This is a genomic window from Anoxybacillus sp. LAT27, from assembly GCF_022030075.1.
Taxonomy (GTDB): Bacteria; Bacillota; Bacilli; order Bacillales; family Anoxybacillaceae; genus Anoxybacillus; species Anoxybacillus kestanbolensis.
This window is the reverse complement of the sequence record NZ_JAIWYK010000069.1, coordinates 34,405-49,940: the sequence shown is the minus strand read 5'-3', so window position 1 is coordinate 49,940 and position 15,536 is coordinate 34,405. Positions and strand designations below refer to the sequence as shown.

At 42.9% G+C, this 15,536-nt stretch carries 11 protein-coding genes and 1 pseudogene; 7 read left to right on the top strand and 5 right to left on the bottom strand.

Annotated features, from left to right (window positions below; translation table 11 throughout):
• Positions 1–92: 92 nt before the first annotated feature.
• The 3 genes and pseudogenes from LD028_RS06505 to LD028_RS06495 form a co-directional block, all read right to left on the bottom strand.
• A complete protein-coding gene (locus LD028_RS06505) occupies positions 93–1,142 on the bottom strand; it encodes a Fic family protein (protein WP_237811332.1) in 1,050 nt (349 codons plus the stop codon).
• 99 nt (positions 1,143–1,241) lie between these two features.
• Positions 1,242–2,233: pseudogene (locus LD028_RS06500) on the bottom strand (Gfo/Idh/MocA family protein).
• Positions 2,230–3,087 (bottom strand): CvfB family protein, encoded by an 858-nt coding sequence (locus tag LD028_RS06495; protein ID WP_237811331.1) that lies wholly within the window; start codon positions 3,085–3,087, stop codon positions 2,230–2,232. The pseudogene LD028_RS06500 and the gene LD028_RS06495 overlap by 4 nt, the downstream one beginning before the upstream one ends.
• 123 nt (positions 3,088–3,210) lie before the next feature.
• Here LD028_RS06495 and LD028_RS06490 point away from each other — a divergent pair, with 123 nt between their 5' ends.
• Positions 3,211–4,326, top strand: a complete 1,116-nt coding sequence (locus LD028_RS06490) for an SEC-C metal-binding domain-containing protein (RefSeq protein ID WP_198936698.1) — start codon at positions 3,211–3,213, stop codon at positions 4,324–4,326.
• Positions 4,327–4,347: 21 nt separating this feature from the next.
• On the opposite strand, the gene LD028_RS06485 is transcribed toward LD028_RS06490, so the two are convergent.
• On the bottom strand, positions 4,348–5,076 hold the full coding sequence (locus tag LD028_RS06485; protein ID WP_237811330.1) for a hypothetical protein: 729 nt from the start codon (positions 5,074–5,076) through the stop codon (positions 4,348–4,350).
• Between the two features lie 200 nt (positions 5,077–5,276).
• Here LD028_RS06485 and LD028_RS06480 point away from each other — a divergent pair, with 200 nt between their 5' ends.
• Positions 5,277–7,316 carry an S-layer homology domain-containing protein gene (locus LD028_RS06480; protein WP_237811329.1) on the top strand — a complete coding sequence of 680 codons (2,040 nt, stop codon included), beginning with the start codon at positions 5,277–5,279 and terminating at the stop codon, positions 7,314–7,316.
• Positions 7,317–7,341: 25 nt separating this feature from the next.
• Here LD028_RS06480 and LD028_RS06475 read toward each other — a convergent pair whose 3' ends face one another.
• Positions 7,342–7,938 (bottom strand): hypothetical protein, encoded by a 597-nt coding sequence (locus tag LD028_RS06475; RefSeq protein WP_342799723.1) that lies wholly within the window; start codon positions 7,936–7,938, stop codon positions 7,342–7,344.
• 101 nt (positions 7,939–8,039) lie between these two features.
• Here LD028_RS06475 and LD028_RS06470 point away from each other — a divergent pair, with 101 nt between their 5' ends.
• From LD028_RS06470 to LD028_RS06450, 5 genes are all read left to right on the top strand, one after another.
• Positions 8,040–8,774, top strand: a complete 735-nt coding sequence (locus LD028_RS06470; protein WP_237811327.1) for a WecB/TagA/CpsF family glycosyltransferase — start codon at positions 8,040–8,042, stop codon at positions 8,772–8,774.
• Positions 8,771–10,303, top strand: a complete 1,533-nt coding sequence (locus tag LD028_RS06465; RefSeq protein WP_237811326.1) for a putative polysaccharide biosynthesis protein — start codon at positions 8,771–8,773, stop codon at positions 10,301–10,303. Before LD028_RS06470 ends, LD028_RS06465 begins: the two co-directional genes overlap by 4 nt.
• Positions 10,276–12,168: a DUF5693 family protein gene (locus tag LD028_RS06460; protein ID WP_237811325.1), complete on the top strand. Its 1,893-nt coding sequence runs from the start codon at positions 10,276–10,278 to the stop codon at positions 12,166–12,168. Before LD028_RS06465 ends, LD028_RS06460 begins: the two co-directional genes overlap by 28 nt.
• A complete protein-coding gene (gene csaB / locus LD028_RS06455; protein ID WP_237811324.1) occupies positions 12,165–13,247 on the top strand; it encodes a polysaccharide pyruvyl transferase CsaB in 1,083 nt (360 codons plus the stop codon). Before LD028_RS06460 ends, csaB begins: the two co-directional genes overlap by 4 nt.
• Positions 13,248–13,353: 106 nt before the next feature.
• Positions 13,354–15,450, top strand: a complete 2,097-nt coding sequence (locus LD028_RS06450) for a methyl-accepting chemotaxis protein (RefSeq protein WP_237811323.1) — start codon at positions 13,354–13,356, stop codon at positions 15,448–15,450.
• Positions 15,451–15,536 lie beyond the last annotated feature (86 nt).

The following is a 15,536-nucleotide window of genomic DNA, read 5'->3' as shown; positions in this document are numbered from 1 at the left end:
TTTTCCTTTAACATATTAACAAAAGAAAAACGATTTTGTCCTTGACAAAATCGTTTTTCAACAGTCTGGAATAAGCGAGCATAGACGCTCGCTTATTCACTAGCTTTTTTCCACTTTGCGCTTCTTCCTTTACCAATTGGGGTGATTTTTTTTGCTTCTTTTAATTCGTTTAAGACGCGATTGATCGTTGCTTCACTAATGTCAGGACAGGCATGGCGAATCTCTTCTTTTGTAAAGTATCCAATTTTCCCTTCAATGAAATCTTTAATGCGCTTTCGTTTATTTCCGCGACTTGTTTCTACATAGCCCACACGCTCTTCAAGTTTTTTATATGCAGCAACGATAATCGATAAAAAGTAATGTAGCCAAGGAAAAATATCGTTTTTCCCTTCATGCCAATGGATTGATGAGCGCTTTAGCACGTCGTAATATGTTTCTTTGCTTTCTTCAATGAGCGCTTCAATACTAATGTAACGACCGACTTCGTACCCAAATTTGTATAATAAAAGAAGTGTTAATAAACGTGACATCGGTCCATTGCCGTCGTGGAATGGATGGATGCAAAGGAAATCTAAAATGAAGATGGCAATTGCGATCAATGGATGTACGTCACCTTTTTGAACGGTATCTTGAAAAGTCATACAGAGAAGGCGCATGTGCTCATCTGTTTGAAAAGCAGGTACGGGAATGAAACGAATAAACTTTTCCCCATTCGGCAACGTTTCGCTAATATAGTTATCTTGACTTTTCCATTCTCCTCCTTGTGAAGGGACATACTCGTATAAATCACGGTGTAGTTGTTTGATGATAGAAGGGGATATCGGAATGGCATCGGATGAGGCGTGGATCAGTTTTAACACGTTCCGATACCCAGCAATCTCCCCTTCCGATCGGTCCATCGGTAACGTCTGTTCTGCCATAATGCTTTTCAGCCGTTTATTTGTAATGATAATTCCTTCAATCGCGTTTGATGATTTTGTTGATTGAATGATGGCTACATTTTTAAGTGTTTCGAGTATTTGGGGAGATTGTTTCTTATACAAATCTTGCTTCCCTTTGTATTCATCAATTTTTGAAAGTAATTGAAGAGTTTCCATCGAATAAGAGAGATGTTTCAGCAACTCGTAATTATAGATGCGCATCATATCACCTCGTGTGCAAATGATTATATTAAATTATAGCACACCCAATTATTTTTTATAAAAATATATTCATGAAATAAAAAAAGAGAACATTCCGCTTTAGGCGAAATGTTCATCAGCAGGAAATAAAATGCCTGTTTGTTTTCTTGCTTCGTCCATCACTTTCATTGTCGCAAGCGAATGGGCGTGTGAATTAATTGTAGATTCCTTCTCTCCCCGCTCGATGAGTGTCATAAATTCAAGCGCCTCATAGTACATCGGCTCGTACGGTTGCGGAACGGTGACGTCTTCAATGCGCCCGTCACGGTAATGAATATGAACACGTGCCGGCGTATGGATCGCATCGATAACGATCGTACCTTCTTCTCCTTGAATTTCGGCAGGAGCATACGAGTTTGCGATTTTGGAATACATAACGATCGCATCCATCTCGCCGTAATCGAGCATGATGCTTCCTTCGCCGTCTACGCCCGACGATAGGCGAACGCTATGGGCTTGAATGGCTTTCGGTTCGCCAAACAAAACAACGAGTGGATATAAACAATATACGCCAAGGTCCACCAATGCCCCACTTGAAAAAGCAGGGTGAAAGGCGTTTGCGACCGTTCCTTGCTTAAACGCATCGTAGCGCGAAGAATATTGGCAATAGCTTGCGACGTAGCGACGGACGCGCCCGATTTTCGGCAAATGGTGTTGGATCGCTTGAAAGTTTGGTAAACACGTCGCCTTCATCGCCTCCATCAGCACGACACCATTTTTTGTGCCGCCTCAATCATCGCTTCCACTTCTTTGGCGTTAGAAGCGAGCGGTTTTTCACAAATGACATGTTTGCCGTGATTCATAAGCGTGATTGCTTGTTCGGCATGAAACGCATTTGGACTTGCGATATATACCGCATCGACGTTTTTGCTTACTGCAAGTTCATGTAAGTTTGTAAACGTTTCGGTTGCCCCTGTTTTTTCAGCAAAGGCGTTTGCGGTTTCTTGTTGACGAGAATAAACAGCTTGTAAATGAAACGAAGGCACTTGTTTGGCCGCGCGAATAAACGCTTCTGTAATCCAATTTGTTCCGATTGTTGCAAAGCGAATCATTCGTTTTCTCTCCCTTTGATATATGTCCAACCGTCTTGTTGGTACACTTTTTCTTCTTTCATTAATCGTCCGAGCGCGCGTTTAAATGCGGCTTTGCTCATATGAAAACGCGCCTGAATGTCTTCTGGGTCGCTTTTGTCGCTATATGGCATCGCACCGCCACGGCTTTCAAGATAGTTGTAGATCGTTTCTGCATCTGTTTGTAAACTTTCTTGTTTTCGCGGAAGTAGCGATACGTTAATCGTTCCGTCTTCTTTCACAGCGATGACGCGTCCTTCGACGAGTTCACCGAGACGTGGTTCCCGTCTTCGTTGTGACTCGTGAATGAATCCGATATACCCGACCTCTGTGATAAGAAACGATCCTGCTTTAATTAAACGGTAAATGCGTCCGCGCACGTTCGTGTTAAAAGCAGAAGTGGGAGCGGGAACACTTATTTGTTTCATCGTTTCTTCATCTGCCAGTTTCGCGAGCAGCCGTCCCCGTTTATCTACTTGGAGCGAACAGTATAACTGATCTCCTTTTTCCGGCCAAAGTGTCGGAATGGACGGTAAGTCATCGATCGATAATAACACGTCTTTTTCAATGCCGATATGAACGAAAACGCCGAGCTGTGGTACGACGTCGACGACTTCAACCCAACCGTATGATGACGTCGTAATGAGCGGCCGCTTCATCGTTGCTCGCATGCGTCCATCATGATCGTGATATAAAAATATGCATACATCATCCCCAACTTGTAATTCGCCTTCACATTGACTTTCATGAAGCAAAGCGCTTTCTTTTCCGTTTGTGACGATATAGCCGAACGGCTTTTGTTCTTTCACTTGCCATGTAACCATTTGTCCAATCATTGCTCTCTTCCTTTTTTATAGCGTTTAATCCTTATTCTACACGATTGCAAGGAAAGACACAAAGGATGTATCTTCTTCCATTTTGACATGTTACAATAAAGAAAAAGTGTTGAGGTGGGGAAAATGAGTAAAGTAGCACGAAATGCGTTATGTCCGTGCGGAAGTGGAAAAAAGTATAAACATTGTTGTGGGAATAATGTTGTGTCGATGCATGAGCTTATCGATCAAGACGTTATTCACCATATGCACGATCTCATTCACTATGCTACATTTGAACACGAATCGTTTTTGTATCGAACGGTTCAAAAACATATGATCGTAGAACAAACGGACGAAGATACAACACCTGTGTTTCGCTTTTTCATTAGTATGTGGGCGATGTTTTTCAAAAAGGATGCACATGGGATGACGATTTTCGATTACTATTTGCGCACGCTTCGTAAGCAGGCAATTCGGCCGACTGTATATAGCATCATTCAATCGTGGCGGCAGGCGTTTCCGACGTTTGTTTGCATAGATGAATTGCGCGATTCGTATGTCGTTGTTACGGACTTATTAACAGAGGAAACGAAACAGATGAAATTGCTTGATATGCCGGATGAGTTTCATTTGGAAGAAGGACAAGCATTGGCGGGTGTTTTTGTACCTCATGGCCAATATATCGCTTGTTTTGGAACATTTTTTCCTCTCCCGGTCGTTTTAACCCATCCGTTATACGTATACATACAAGATGTTTGGAAAGCGTGCGGCGAACAATATGAACGATGGATTGAGGCGTATCCAGAAACGTTTCAAAAATCGTTACGGTTAACGATGTTTGATGTCGAAAGTTTATCGCCAAAACAAGAGCAAGTGTTTACGTCATTTGAAAAAAACTTTCCGCAAAAAGAGCTGTCTATTATTGACACCGCACGTCTCATTTGGGTGGAATATTGTCGTCTGTACAATCCGACGATTCGAAAGCCAGAAGTGTACGCAGCAGCGCTTCATTACATTATGGCTGATGCGATTTTGCAACAAAGGATTTCACAAAAACAGCTTGCTGAGCAATACGGCATTTCTGCGAGTACGTTATCGAAACGGATCGATACGTTTTACGATGCGTTTGAAGACATTGCCGGACAAATTCACGACCAACTTGATGACTTATTTACTGACTGGGATGATGACGACTGGGAAGAAGATGACTGGGACGATGAGGACATCTTTGAAGTATGTGAAGATTGTGATGAAGAGTAAAAGGGAGCGACGGGCTCCCTTTTACAGTTTGCTCAACGCTTTTTTTAATAGCGCGTTGCGTTGCGCTGATTTTTGTTGTTCGTATGTTTCACGAAATTCTTTCGCATGATTTGGGCTAAAGCCATTCTTTTTTAATTCGTTTTCTAGTGCGTTGTAAATGACGTTGAATGCTGCATCTGTTTTTGCCTCAAGCTCTTGGGCAGCTGTGTTGTATTTGGAGAAGAAGTAATTAAATGATACCGATTGTCCATTTGCTTTTCTTTCTTTGTACTCTCCAATTGCGTGATCGACAAGCGCGTCAATTTTAGCATTCGCTTGCTGTTGGAGGAGTTCAAACGACGGACGATACTTTTCTTTAATGCTTGCGACCGTTACTTGTTGGACGGGTTCGTTTGTTTTGTTTTCTTCATTTGTATCATTTTGTTTGTTTGATTCGCTTTCGTTATTTGTTCCTTTTTCATCGGATGGAGACGATGATTTGTTTTCCTCCTCATGTTCTGTTTCATTGTTGTTTGCTTGACTATTTGTGTCGTCTGGATTCTTTGTTGTAGATGTTTGCTCGTTGCCTGACGCAGATGACTCGCTGGCATCAGGCAACACAATTTCATATTCTTCTTCTACAATTTTAGCTACTTCTTTGTCTTCTTTCTTCAAATCTACTTTTTTATTCGTAAGAAAATAATAGTATCCTCCTGCACCACCAAGAAGTAAAACGATGATGCTAAGTGAAATGACGATCCACTTTTTCACTTGAATGATCTCCTTTCTCTTTGTTCCGCTATGTTTATCATACACGATTTTATAGAACAATGGACATAAAAAATGCAACCAAGCTGGAAATACGTCTTGATATCGTCATACAATTGAATTATTATAAACTTATGGAAATAAAAGATAGATTACGGTTGTTAGTACTTTCATATTTACATATATTTAAATGAGGTGATGAAATGAAAAAATATCCATGGAGTCAAAAAGCGTTGCGGGCGATGGTTGCTACGGCGGTTGCTTTCACACCAGCGGTTGCGATTGGTGGACAAGCTACACATGTTGAGGCGGCGCAAGATGAACTAGGTACGAAAATCTCAAGACTTGTTGCAATTTATAACAATTTAAGTTCAGAAGGTGTGACAGTTTACAATAAGGCTGCAACAGCTTTAAGTGGAATAAGTGATAGCGATTGGGAGTACGTTATTGGCTCGACAGTTAAACAAAACATTGACGACAAAGCAGGCACAGGAAAGGCAGTAGAAGTTGCGAAAGCTTTAGCAACGATTGTGTATAGTGCCAATGGTTCGACATTAGAAAGTCAAATTCGCTCGTTCCAAACGAATTATAGCGATGAATTTGATCAAGTGTTTGGTGCATCTGTAACTGTTGATAAATTAATTACATTTTTTACAGAAGCAGAAAAAGAGGTATGGAATCATTTAGATCAAGCTATCGATTTAGCGTCTAATCCATCAGAAGAACAATACAAGAGTTTTATTCGTACGATTCGCAATGGAGTGGAATCGAAAAATCCAAGTCTTGCTACGCTAGATGCTGATTTAAGAAACGGGATCGGTGCAGGGTTAGATGATTTGTTTAGTATGAAAACAAGATTAGACGAAAAACTTGCTTTAACAGCAGAAGAGAAGTCCACTTTAAAAACAGCGCTTATAGCTGCTATTGTAGCTACAGGTAATCCGTATTCATCAGGTGGTGGTAGCACAGGCGGTGGTTCAGTTGTAACTCCTCCAAGCACAGGCGTAGACAATGGAAAAGTAAATGTTGGCCAAGATGCAGTAACGACAAAAGAGCAAACAAACAGCAAAGGACAAAAAGAAAAAGTAACCGAAGTGAAAGTAGACAAAATTGCAGACATCGTTAATCTTGTTTCAGCTCAAAATAAAGAAATCGTGTTAGGCGTTGGTGCGCTTGGAGCGAATGAAGTGGCAAAAGCGGAAGTGCCAGCGAAGCTATTTGCAGACGTAGCGGCAAAAGAGGCAAAAGCGGTAGTGAATGTTCAAACAGATAAAGCATCATATAAGTTACCTGTGGCGGAAATTCAAGCGAAGCTTACCGAAATCGCGCAAAAGCTAGGTTCAAGCATAGATAACGTAAAAATTGCTGTTGAAATCACAAAAGTAAATCCGCCTCAAGGAGTAACTGCGGTATCGGATGCGGTGGAGTTTAACGTTGTTGCTACAGCAAACGGAAAAAGCGAAACGATTACACGGTTTACGCAATATGTGGAACGTGAATTAAAGGGATCGAAAGTATTTGTTCCACAACGTTCGGTAGCTGTGCGTGTTGATGCAAACGGCAACCTCGTTTCTGTGCCAACGGTGTTTAACGGCGATCAAGCAACAGTAAAATCATTAACAAACTCCACATATGTCGTTGTTGAAAACAATAAAACGTTTGTAGATGTTGATAATGGAAAAACATGGGCAGAAGCGTATGTTGAGGCGCTTGCATCTAAGTACATTATTAAAGGAAAAACAGATCAAACGTTTGCACCAAAAGAAAATATGACACGTGCGCAATTTGCTGTTTTACTTGTTCGTGCGCTTGGATTGCCAAGTGAGACATATGATAAACGGTTCAAAGATGTGAAAGGAACAGAATGGTTCAACGAAAATGGCGAGCTTGCTGCGGCGGTGAAACATGGCATTATTCAAGGAAAAGGTAATGGTGTATTTGCACCGAATGCGCCAGTAACTCGTGCGGAAGCAGCGGTCATGTTCAAACGAGCGCTTGAATTATCATTCTTGAATTATGATATGACACAGTTAGATAGTACGAAGAAAGTCACTGACTTTACAGATGCTAGTCAAGTGAAAACGTGGGCGAAAGACAGTGTTGAAAAAATGTACCAAGCTGGTATTTTTACAGGACGAGAGAATAAGCGTTTTGTGCCAGCTGGATATATGACACGGGCAGAAGTGGCTAAAGCATTGGCGGAGTTTTTAGCATCTGCGAAATTAATGAACGATGTACAATAAAAAAGGGAGCGAAAGGCTCCCTTTTTTAAATGAGTTCAATATCTTCTAAAATCATGCTTGCAAAAAAGCCGCTAATATGATGAAGCGCCTCAAGCACTACTTTCGGATCAGCGTCAAAAAAGTCTTTCATCATTGGCTGGTTTTGTTCATGAATAAATGCGAAAATGAAATCTGTCTTGATTCGATTGCTTAGTAAGACAGGGCAATAGCTCAGTTCAAGCTTACGTTTTATATTTTCTTCGTCGCCGAAATGTTTGCGATATACTTCACGCAACGTTGGCAATTGTTCTTGAATTTTTTTATGTGCATCTGTTACCCAAGCTTGCACCGCTTCAGCAGGCGGAAATTGTTTATGAAGCAAAATGAGCTCAAATATTTTATTTAATGCAAAGCTTGACTCTGTCGCAAAAGCGACGTTCGTTAAAAGCAATCCGACATACTCTTCCTCCGTTTTCGTCTCTAAACGCATGTTCATGAAAATCTCTAATATTTCCGAGTGTACTTTCGTCTTCGTCCAATCCTTTGTCAATTGTTGAACGAGTGCCATCATCGTTCGATTGACTGTGTCATTTGTCCATTCCATCGCGAATGCAACCCTTTCTTTTGCATGTATGTATACCATTAGTTTACCAATGTTATGACGAAGAAGAAATAGTCAATGTCATATTCATTGTGATATCATTAATGGTGTTGTCGAACAATCGAATTAAAGGAGCGTTTTGTATGTCGTTTCAAACGGTTCACATACTCGGAGTTCCGTTTGTTCGTGCGACAATGGATGAAATGATGTCCGTCATTCATGCGCACGTCAAACAACAAAAGCCGTGCTTTATCGTAACGGCCAATCCTGAAATTGTGATGAAAGCAAATGAAGAACCTACATATATGGCAACGATTCAACAAGCAGATTATGTCGTTGCTGATGGAATCGGGGTGGTGAAAGCAGCTGAATGGCTCGGAACACCGCTTCCCGAACGTGTCGCAGGTTACGATATGTTACGCCGTTGTTTGCAAATTGCCGACGAACATCAATATCGCGTATATATGATTGGGGCAAAAGAAGAAGTTGTACAAGCAGCGGCACAACATATTCGTCAACACTACCCGAACGTTCGTTTAGTCGGGGTACGCAACGGCTACTTTGATTGGAACGATCAGACAATTGTCGAAGAAGTAAAACAAGCCGAGCCAGACTTTGTATTTGTTGCGCTCGGTATGGGAAAACAAGAACAATGGATCGCCGAACATATGCATACAGTCGGACGTGGTGTATGGATGGGCGTTGGCGGAAGCTTCGACGTGCTTGCTGGAGTGGTCAAGCGCGCCCCTGAACTATGGATTCGTCTAAATCTCGAATGGCTGTATCGTTTACTGAAACAGCCGACGCGAGCGAAGCGGATGATGGCGTTGCCGCGCTTTGCGTGGACGATTTTAAAGCAAAAGGTTGTTAGAAAATGAGCCAGTCATTTGTGAAAGGGACGATCATTTTAACACTCGGCACGATCATCTCGAAAGTGCTTGGCAGCATTTTTCGCATTCCGTTACAAAACATTGCGGGAGATAAAGTGCTTGGCATTTTTAGTCTCGTTTATCCGCTCTATATGGTTGCGCTCATTTTATCAGTTGCGGGGATTCCGATTGCTGTATCGAAATTAATTTCCGAAGCGCGCGCCCAGCAAAAAGAAGATGAAGTTGCACGACTTATCAAAACTGCAAGCGTATTGGCGTTTAGTTTTGGGGTGCTCAGTTTTTCACTTCTTGCAGGCGGTTCATCATGGATTGCCAAGGCGCTTGGTGGTCCAGAGGCAAAATGGGCGATTATTGTCGTATCCACAACGCTTCTTATCTCACCGTATATGGCGGTATATCGCGGGTTTTTTCAAGGGCTTGAAAATATGAAACCGACGGCGGCATCACAAGTACTTGAACAATTTGTGCGCGTTGCTTTTATTTTACTTGTTGCTTTTTATATGGTGAAAGCTGCATATCCTGACGATATAATCGCCGGAGCAATTATGATTGGGTCACCACTTGGGGCGCTTGCGAGTCTCGTATACTTACGGGCGCTGTATGCTCGCTCTCCTTATCGTCCGAAGCGCGTGAAACTAACGCGCACGCAGTGGATGGAGACGAGCAAGACGATTTTAACGTTATCCATTCCTATTGCGCTCGGTGCCCTAGCAATGCCGTTTTTAAATTTAGTCGACTCGCTATCCGTTCCGCTCGCGCTTCGTTCGTATGGCGTAGGAGCAGACGAAACGAGCTATTTATTTGGGCTATATAGCCGCGGAACAGCCCTTGTGCAAATCGCAACCGTATTTTCATCTTCGCTTGTGCTCCCGCTCATTCCGCTTTTAAGCAAGCAGTTAGCGAAAGGAGAGTTGACACAAGCGCGACAAACGATTCAAAAATCGTTTGAACTATCACATTTCTTATCATGGCCGATTGCGGCCGGATTAGCTGGTTTAACGGTTCCTTTGAACATCGCTTTATTTACAAACCACGAAGGAAGCTTGACGATGGCTATCGTGCTAGCAAGTTCCGTATTCACCTCGCTCGCTTTGCTTGGCACAGGCATTTTACAAGGCATCGGTGAATCAAAGCGCGCGGCAGTCATTATTGTCATCGGCTGTGTCGTGAAATGGGGAACAAACATATTACTTATTTCTTGGTACGGCTTAATTGGTGCTGGTATTTCGACGCTTGTCACATATGCGTTTATTACATGGATGAACCATGTTGCGATTCGCCGTCACATATCGCTTTCGTTTTGGAATCGAAAGGTCATCGTCTATGTATTTGCTTCGCTTGTTATGGGCATCGGCTTATTTTTCATTTCTCCAACGTGGGGAAGAATGGCGTCGCTCGTGTATGTAGCGATTGCAACAATCGGTGGTGGTTTATTTTATATTGGAATTGCACTTGCGCTCGGTGGGGCAAAACTTCAAGAGCTTCGCCAATGGTTGAATCAAACGAAGAAGGGATGAAGCACGTGAAAAAATGGTTGTTGATTATCATTGCGCTTTCGCTGCTGCTCATCGCCCCAGCGATCAGCAAGCGTCATCAAGCAGAATGGGACAATCGAACGTATGAAATGATGATGCCATACGATGAAATCGAAGCATGGTTGCAAGAAGAAAAAGAAGAAGACGTATGGAAGCAATTGAAAGAAGCTGGTTTAACGACGGTAAGTATAGAAGCAGAAACGCTTGATTCACTTGAGCAATCAGGACATGTCCTGTTGTTAAAGATGGACGAATGGAAACATACCCTCGTTTTATTGAATGAAACGGTCGCTCATCTTCCTTCGCGTGGGCTTGTCGTTTATCCGCTCGATGAAACGTTCCCGCTTGTTTCATCGCTCAAAGCGACGTTTGGCGATGACGTTCAAGCGATGCAAGCAAATGGAAAAACGTATTATATAATCGAAGGGAATGCGAAAAAAATCGAGCGTGTTCCACTCGGATATGATGAAATGAAAATCGCTCGTCTCATTGAACAAGGCTTAATGGTTGTGCTTCGTATTCCAGATGCACGTGATATGAACGAAGCAAGTGTACGTGTACTTCAACAAATTGAAGCGTTAAAAAATGAACATACATTTAAGTTGTTGCCGACAGGAGAAGAAGTGGCAGGCTACCCAACAGATGTCACAAAATGGGGGGAAGTCTGGAAAGAAGCAGGATACGTCCTATTGTCAACGGAGTTTTACGAAGCAAGGGGGTTGACGACATTAGCAAAAGCGATGGATGTGCACGTTGTTCGTTTACATAGTTTAAATTTAGAACAACGAAAGCCAAATGAAGCGGTCGATGTCGCTATTCGTGCGATTAAAGAGCGAAACATACGCGCCTTGTTTATTCGTCCGTATGCATCGGCAGATACAGAACAAAATATGAAAAAAACAATAACGGTGATGAAACAAATTGTTCAACGTATGCCGAGTCATTATACGCTTGGAAAAAGCGAACCGTTCGCACCAATTGAACGTTCGTCTATTGCCACAATTGGATTTGTGATTGGGGCGACTGCTTTCGTTTTTCTTGCGGTTCGTTCGCTCGTGTCGCCAATGCTGGCATCACTTGCCGCCGGCGGAACGCTCATTTTAAGTGTTGCAGGAACGGTGTTGGCGATCGATTTGGCATTGAAAGCGCTAGCCTTGCTCGTTGCTATCATTACCCCAATATATGCCGCTAAACCTTCTTCCGTTCAAGAAGGGTGGCGTGGTACGTTTATAGCATATGGTCGTGCCATTGCGATTTCGTTTGTCGGAATAAGTTGGATTGTGACGATGCTGTATGGAAATGAGTATATGGCTTATGTCGGTGAAGGGTTTCGTGGGGTGAAACTTGTTTACGTCGTTCCGCTTGTTGCCATGGTCGTACTCGTTTTACCTTGGATCATTCGAGAGCCGCTTCTTCCTTTTATGAAGCGACTATGGAAACACCCGATTACGATCGGACATGTCGTCATTAGCTTCGTTGTGCTCGCTCTGTTAGCGTATTATGTTTTACGTTCTGGCAATACAGGAACGGCAAGTGCCCTTGAACTAGCAGCGAGACAAAAATTAGAAGAATGGTTATATGTACGCCCACGCACGAAAGAGTTTTTGCTCGGTTTTCCAGCTTATTTGCTTGCGTTATTTGTCATCAATAAGCAAAAGCAGTTAGGGGCGATCCTTCTTGTCGTTGGGACAATCGGATGGTTGTCGATTATCAATACATTTACACATTTGCATATCCCACTTTTTATTTCATTTGTTCGCACAATGTATAGTCTTGGACTTGGGCTATTTATTGGTATTGCCCTCATTTACGTATATAAGTGGGTATGGAAAAAGGTGATACGATGAACATTGTACTATCTGGATATTACGGTTTTCATAACGTCGGCGACGAAGCCATTTTATATGCGATCATTCAAGCGCTTCGGGCGCATGATCCACATGTGCAAGTGACCGTGCTTTCAAACGATCCTGAATTTACAAAACAAACATATGGGGTTCATGCGGTAAATCGTTGGCGAATCGGTGACATCGTTCAGGCGCTCCGTCAAAGCGATGGGTTAATTAGCGGTGGCGGAAGTTTGCTTCAAGATCAAACAGGATGGCGCAGCATTCCGTACTATACGGGGATCATGCAAATTGCCAAATGGCTCGGCAAACCGGTCATGGTGTACGCACAAGGCATGGGTCCTGTCAATAACAAGCCAAATCAATGGTTGATGAAATGGACGTTAAATCAAGTCGATCGTCTTACGGTGCGCGATGAACCATCTGCACAACTATTAAAAACGCTAGGTGTAACGAAACCGATTACTGTCGTACCTGATCCGGTGATGGGACTAGAGCCGCCGACAACGCCAACAGTTTGGTGGCAACAACAGTCGTTTACACGTCCGGTCATTGCTGTTTCCGTACGGGATTGGCCGCGCGGTCGCGATTTTGAGAGAAAAATTGCCGTTGCGCTTGACCGTTCGATTGAAGCAGGTTTTGATGTTGTATTCATCCCAATGCATGGGCATCATGATGATCAAACGTCCCGTCGCGTGTTAGCGATGATGAAAGAGCGCGCCGTCGTTGCTCCTTATGATGCAAGCATTGAAGAAAAAATGGCGATGATTGCAAGTGCTGACTTACTCGTCGGGATGCGTTTACATGCGTTAATTTTTGCGGCGGTTGTTCATACACCGTTTGTTGCTTTATCATACGATCCGAAAATTGATGCATTTGCCAATCAAGCGAATCAACCGATATTTGCTCACGTTGAAGACGATCGGTGGGACGGTGAAGCACTATTTTCATATATTCAACAATGTATGAACGAACGAGAAGAGCGAAAAGAAGCGATGATTCAAGCTGTTGCACCGCTCCAACAAACAGCCCAACAAACAGCTGCAGAAGCGCTCGCTTTGTTTCGGAATAAAAAATAGGTCTTTGGACCTATTTTTTATTTTTGTTATATAATTTTTGTGAATCGTCTGATAAAATAAAAAACAATACGTACATATTGTTTTCGTAAGGAGCGTGGATGCAGCGGTGTTTACGTTAGGGAAAAAGTTACTGAATCGCTTGCCTTTTAGTAAAAAATTCGTGTTGTTAGCGACAATTTTTATGTTTACGTTGTTTGCAGTCAGCGTGTTGTACGTTCGGCTGTTGACGGATAAAGCGATGGTACTTGAAAAAGAAAAGCAAGGAGTAGCTTATATCGCTCCGATGGTAGATGCACTGTACGGCATACAAAAACATCGGGAATATACAATGACCGTTCTTCTCGGACATGGGAAAGAAGACAAAGTAGCAGAGGCGCAAGCGATGTTGAAAAAATCAATGGAAACATTACAAAGCGTCCATAAAGCACAAAAAGCAGACTTCATCGAGGAAGAAAAATGGAAGCAGTTATTACAACAAATGAAAGATGTGCAAGATAATTGGAAAATGTATACAGCAAGCGAGGCGGTGAAGCGCCATAACGCCCTTATTTACGACTTGCATCAACTGTTGCTTTCTGTTGCTAGCCGTTCGAACGTATCGCTCGACAACGATATGAACAATCATTATTTAGCACGTCTTTTTGTTGAACATGTACCGCTTCTTACTGAAATGATCGGAGGGGCACAGTCGTTTGCGGCAGAGTTGACAATAAAAGACGAGTTGTATGAAATTGAACGCTCAAAAATGACCTATTGGATCAATGCGTTAGAAACAGCGATGCAAACGATTAGCCGTGCAACCGCTCCTCTTTTCGTTGACGATGCGTCAATGCGCAAAAAAGTACAACAATATAACGACATCATTTCGACGGATTTATTAAGCATCACAAGCTTATTGCAACGTGAATTTTTACAAACGAATCAAATTTCGTTAACGTCCGTTGAACTATACGAGAAAACGAACAATGCGAACGAACAGCTACATGAGTTGGCTCGTTTTTCGCTTCAAGCGTTTCAAAACCATTTGCAAAGCGAGTATCGCGCCGTCATGTTTGAAAAGTGGGTGACAATTAGTGCGGGTGCACTTGCGGTGGCGGTTGTCATTTACTTATTCATCGCTTTTTATATGGCGGTACGGGAGCAAATTACTGCGATCGAACGGGCGAGCATGCAAGCGGCAAGCGGCGATTTAACGGTGCAAATGTCCGTCTCATCGAACGATGAATTTGCCCATATTGCCCAGTCATTTCAATCGCTTATTGCTTCATTTCGCTCAATGATCGGTGCTAACCAACAATTGACGCACGACGTATCCGCATCCGCCCATGAGTTAACAGCGATCACAGAAGAAGCAGCACAAGCGATGGAACAAGTCGGTGCAACGATGGAAGAAGTGGCGGCGGGATCGAGCAAACAGCGCGCATGGGCGCAGCAAAACGTCGAAGCGGTTTATACGCTTGTCGATGATACAAATTATATTTTATCGCGCTCGCAACAAGCGGCAGAAGCGGCGCGCGCCATGACGAGTGAAGCAGAAAAAGGAACGGCAGCGATGGATAAAATGATCGAGCAAATGAAAACGATGAGTGACTTCATTACGCAATCGAGTGAATGGATTCAAGCGTTGCATCAACGTTCCGCTGACATTGCTCAAATGGCGACGATGATTACAAACATTGCCGATCAAACGAATTTACTCGCATTAAATGCAGCGATTGAAGCAGCGAGAGCAGGGGAGCACGGACGTGGTTTCGCCGTCGTGGCGGATGAAGTAAGAAAGCTTGCGGAACAATCCGCGTTATCGGCTAAACAAATACGCGAACTATTGCAAGAAGTACAAACAGATACAGCACAATCGGTCGAAGCGATGCAACACGTGCGACATGAATCGGAAAAAAGCATGGTGCTTGCGCGCGAAGCGGATGAAACGTTTGATCGCATTCAACAAACGACAAGTGACGTCATGGTGCAAATGGACGATGTCGCTCAAAAAGTTGCTGTGATGACGAGCGCGTTTGATGAACTGGCTTTAACGATGAAAGAAACGGAAACGATCGCTCAAGAAGCAGAAAGGCAGACACAAACGGCAGCAGCAGCCCACGAACAACTACTTTCTGCTGTTCAAGAAATTGCCGCAAATGTACAAACGTTAAGCGATAAAGCGCAACATTTAGCCGAAAAAGGAAAACAATTTACTGTTTAGTCCCGGACATTTTCCGGGATTTTTGTTGTTAAAATTATGAAAATTCATTATAATAATGGCGAACATATATTTGTGAGGGGGAGTTT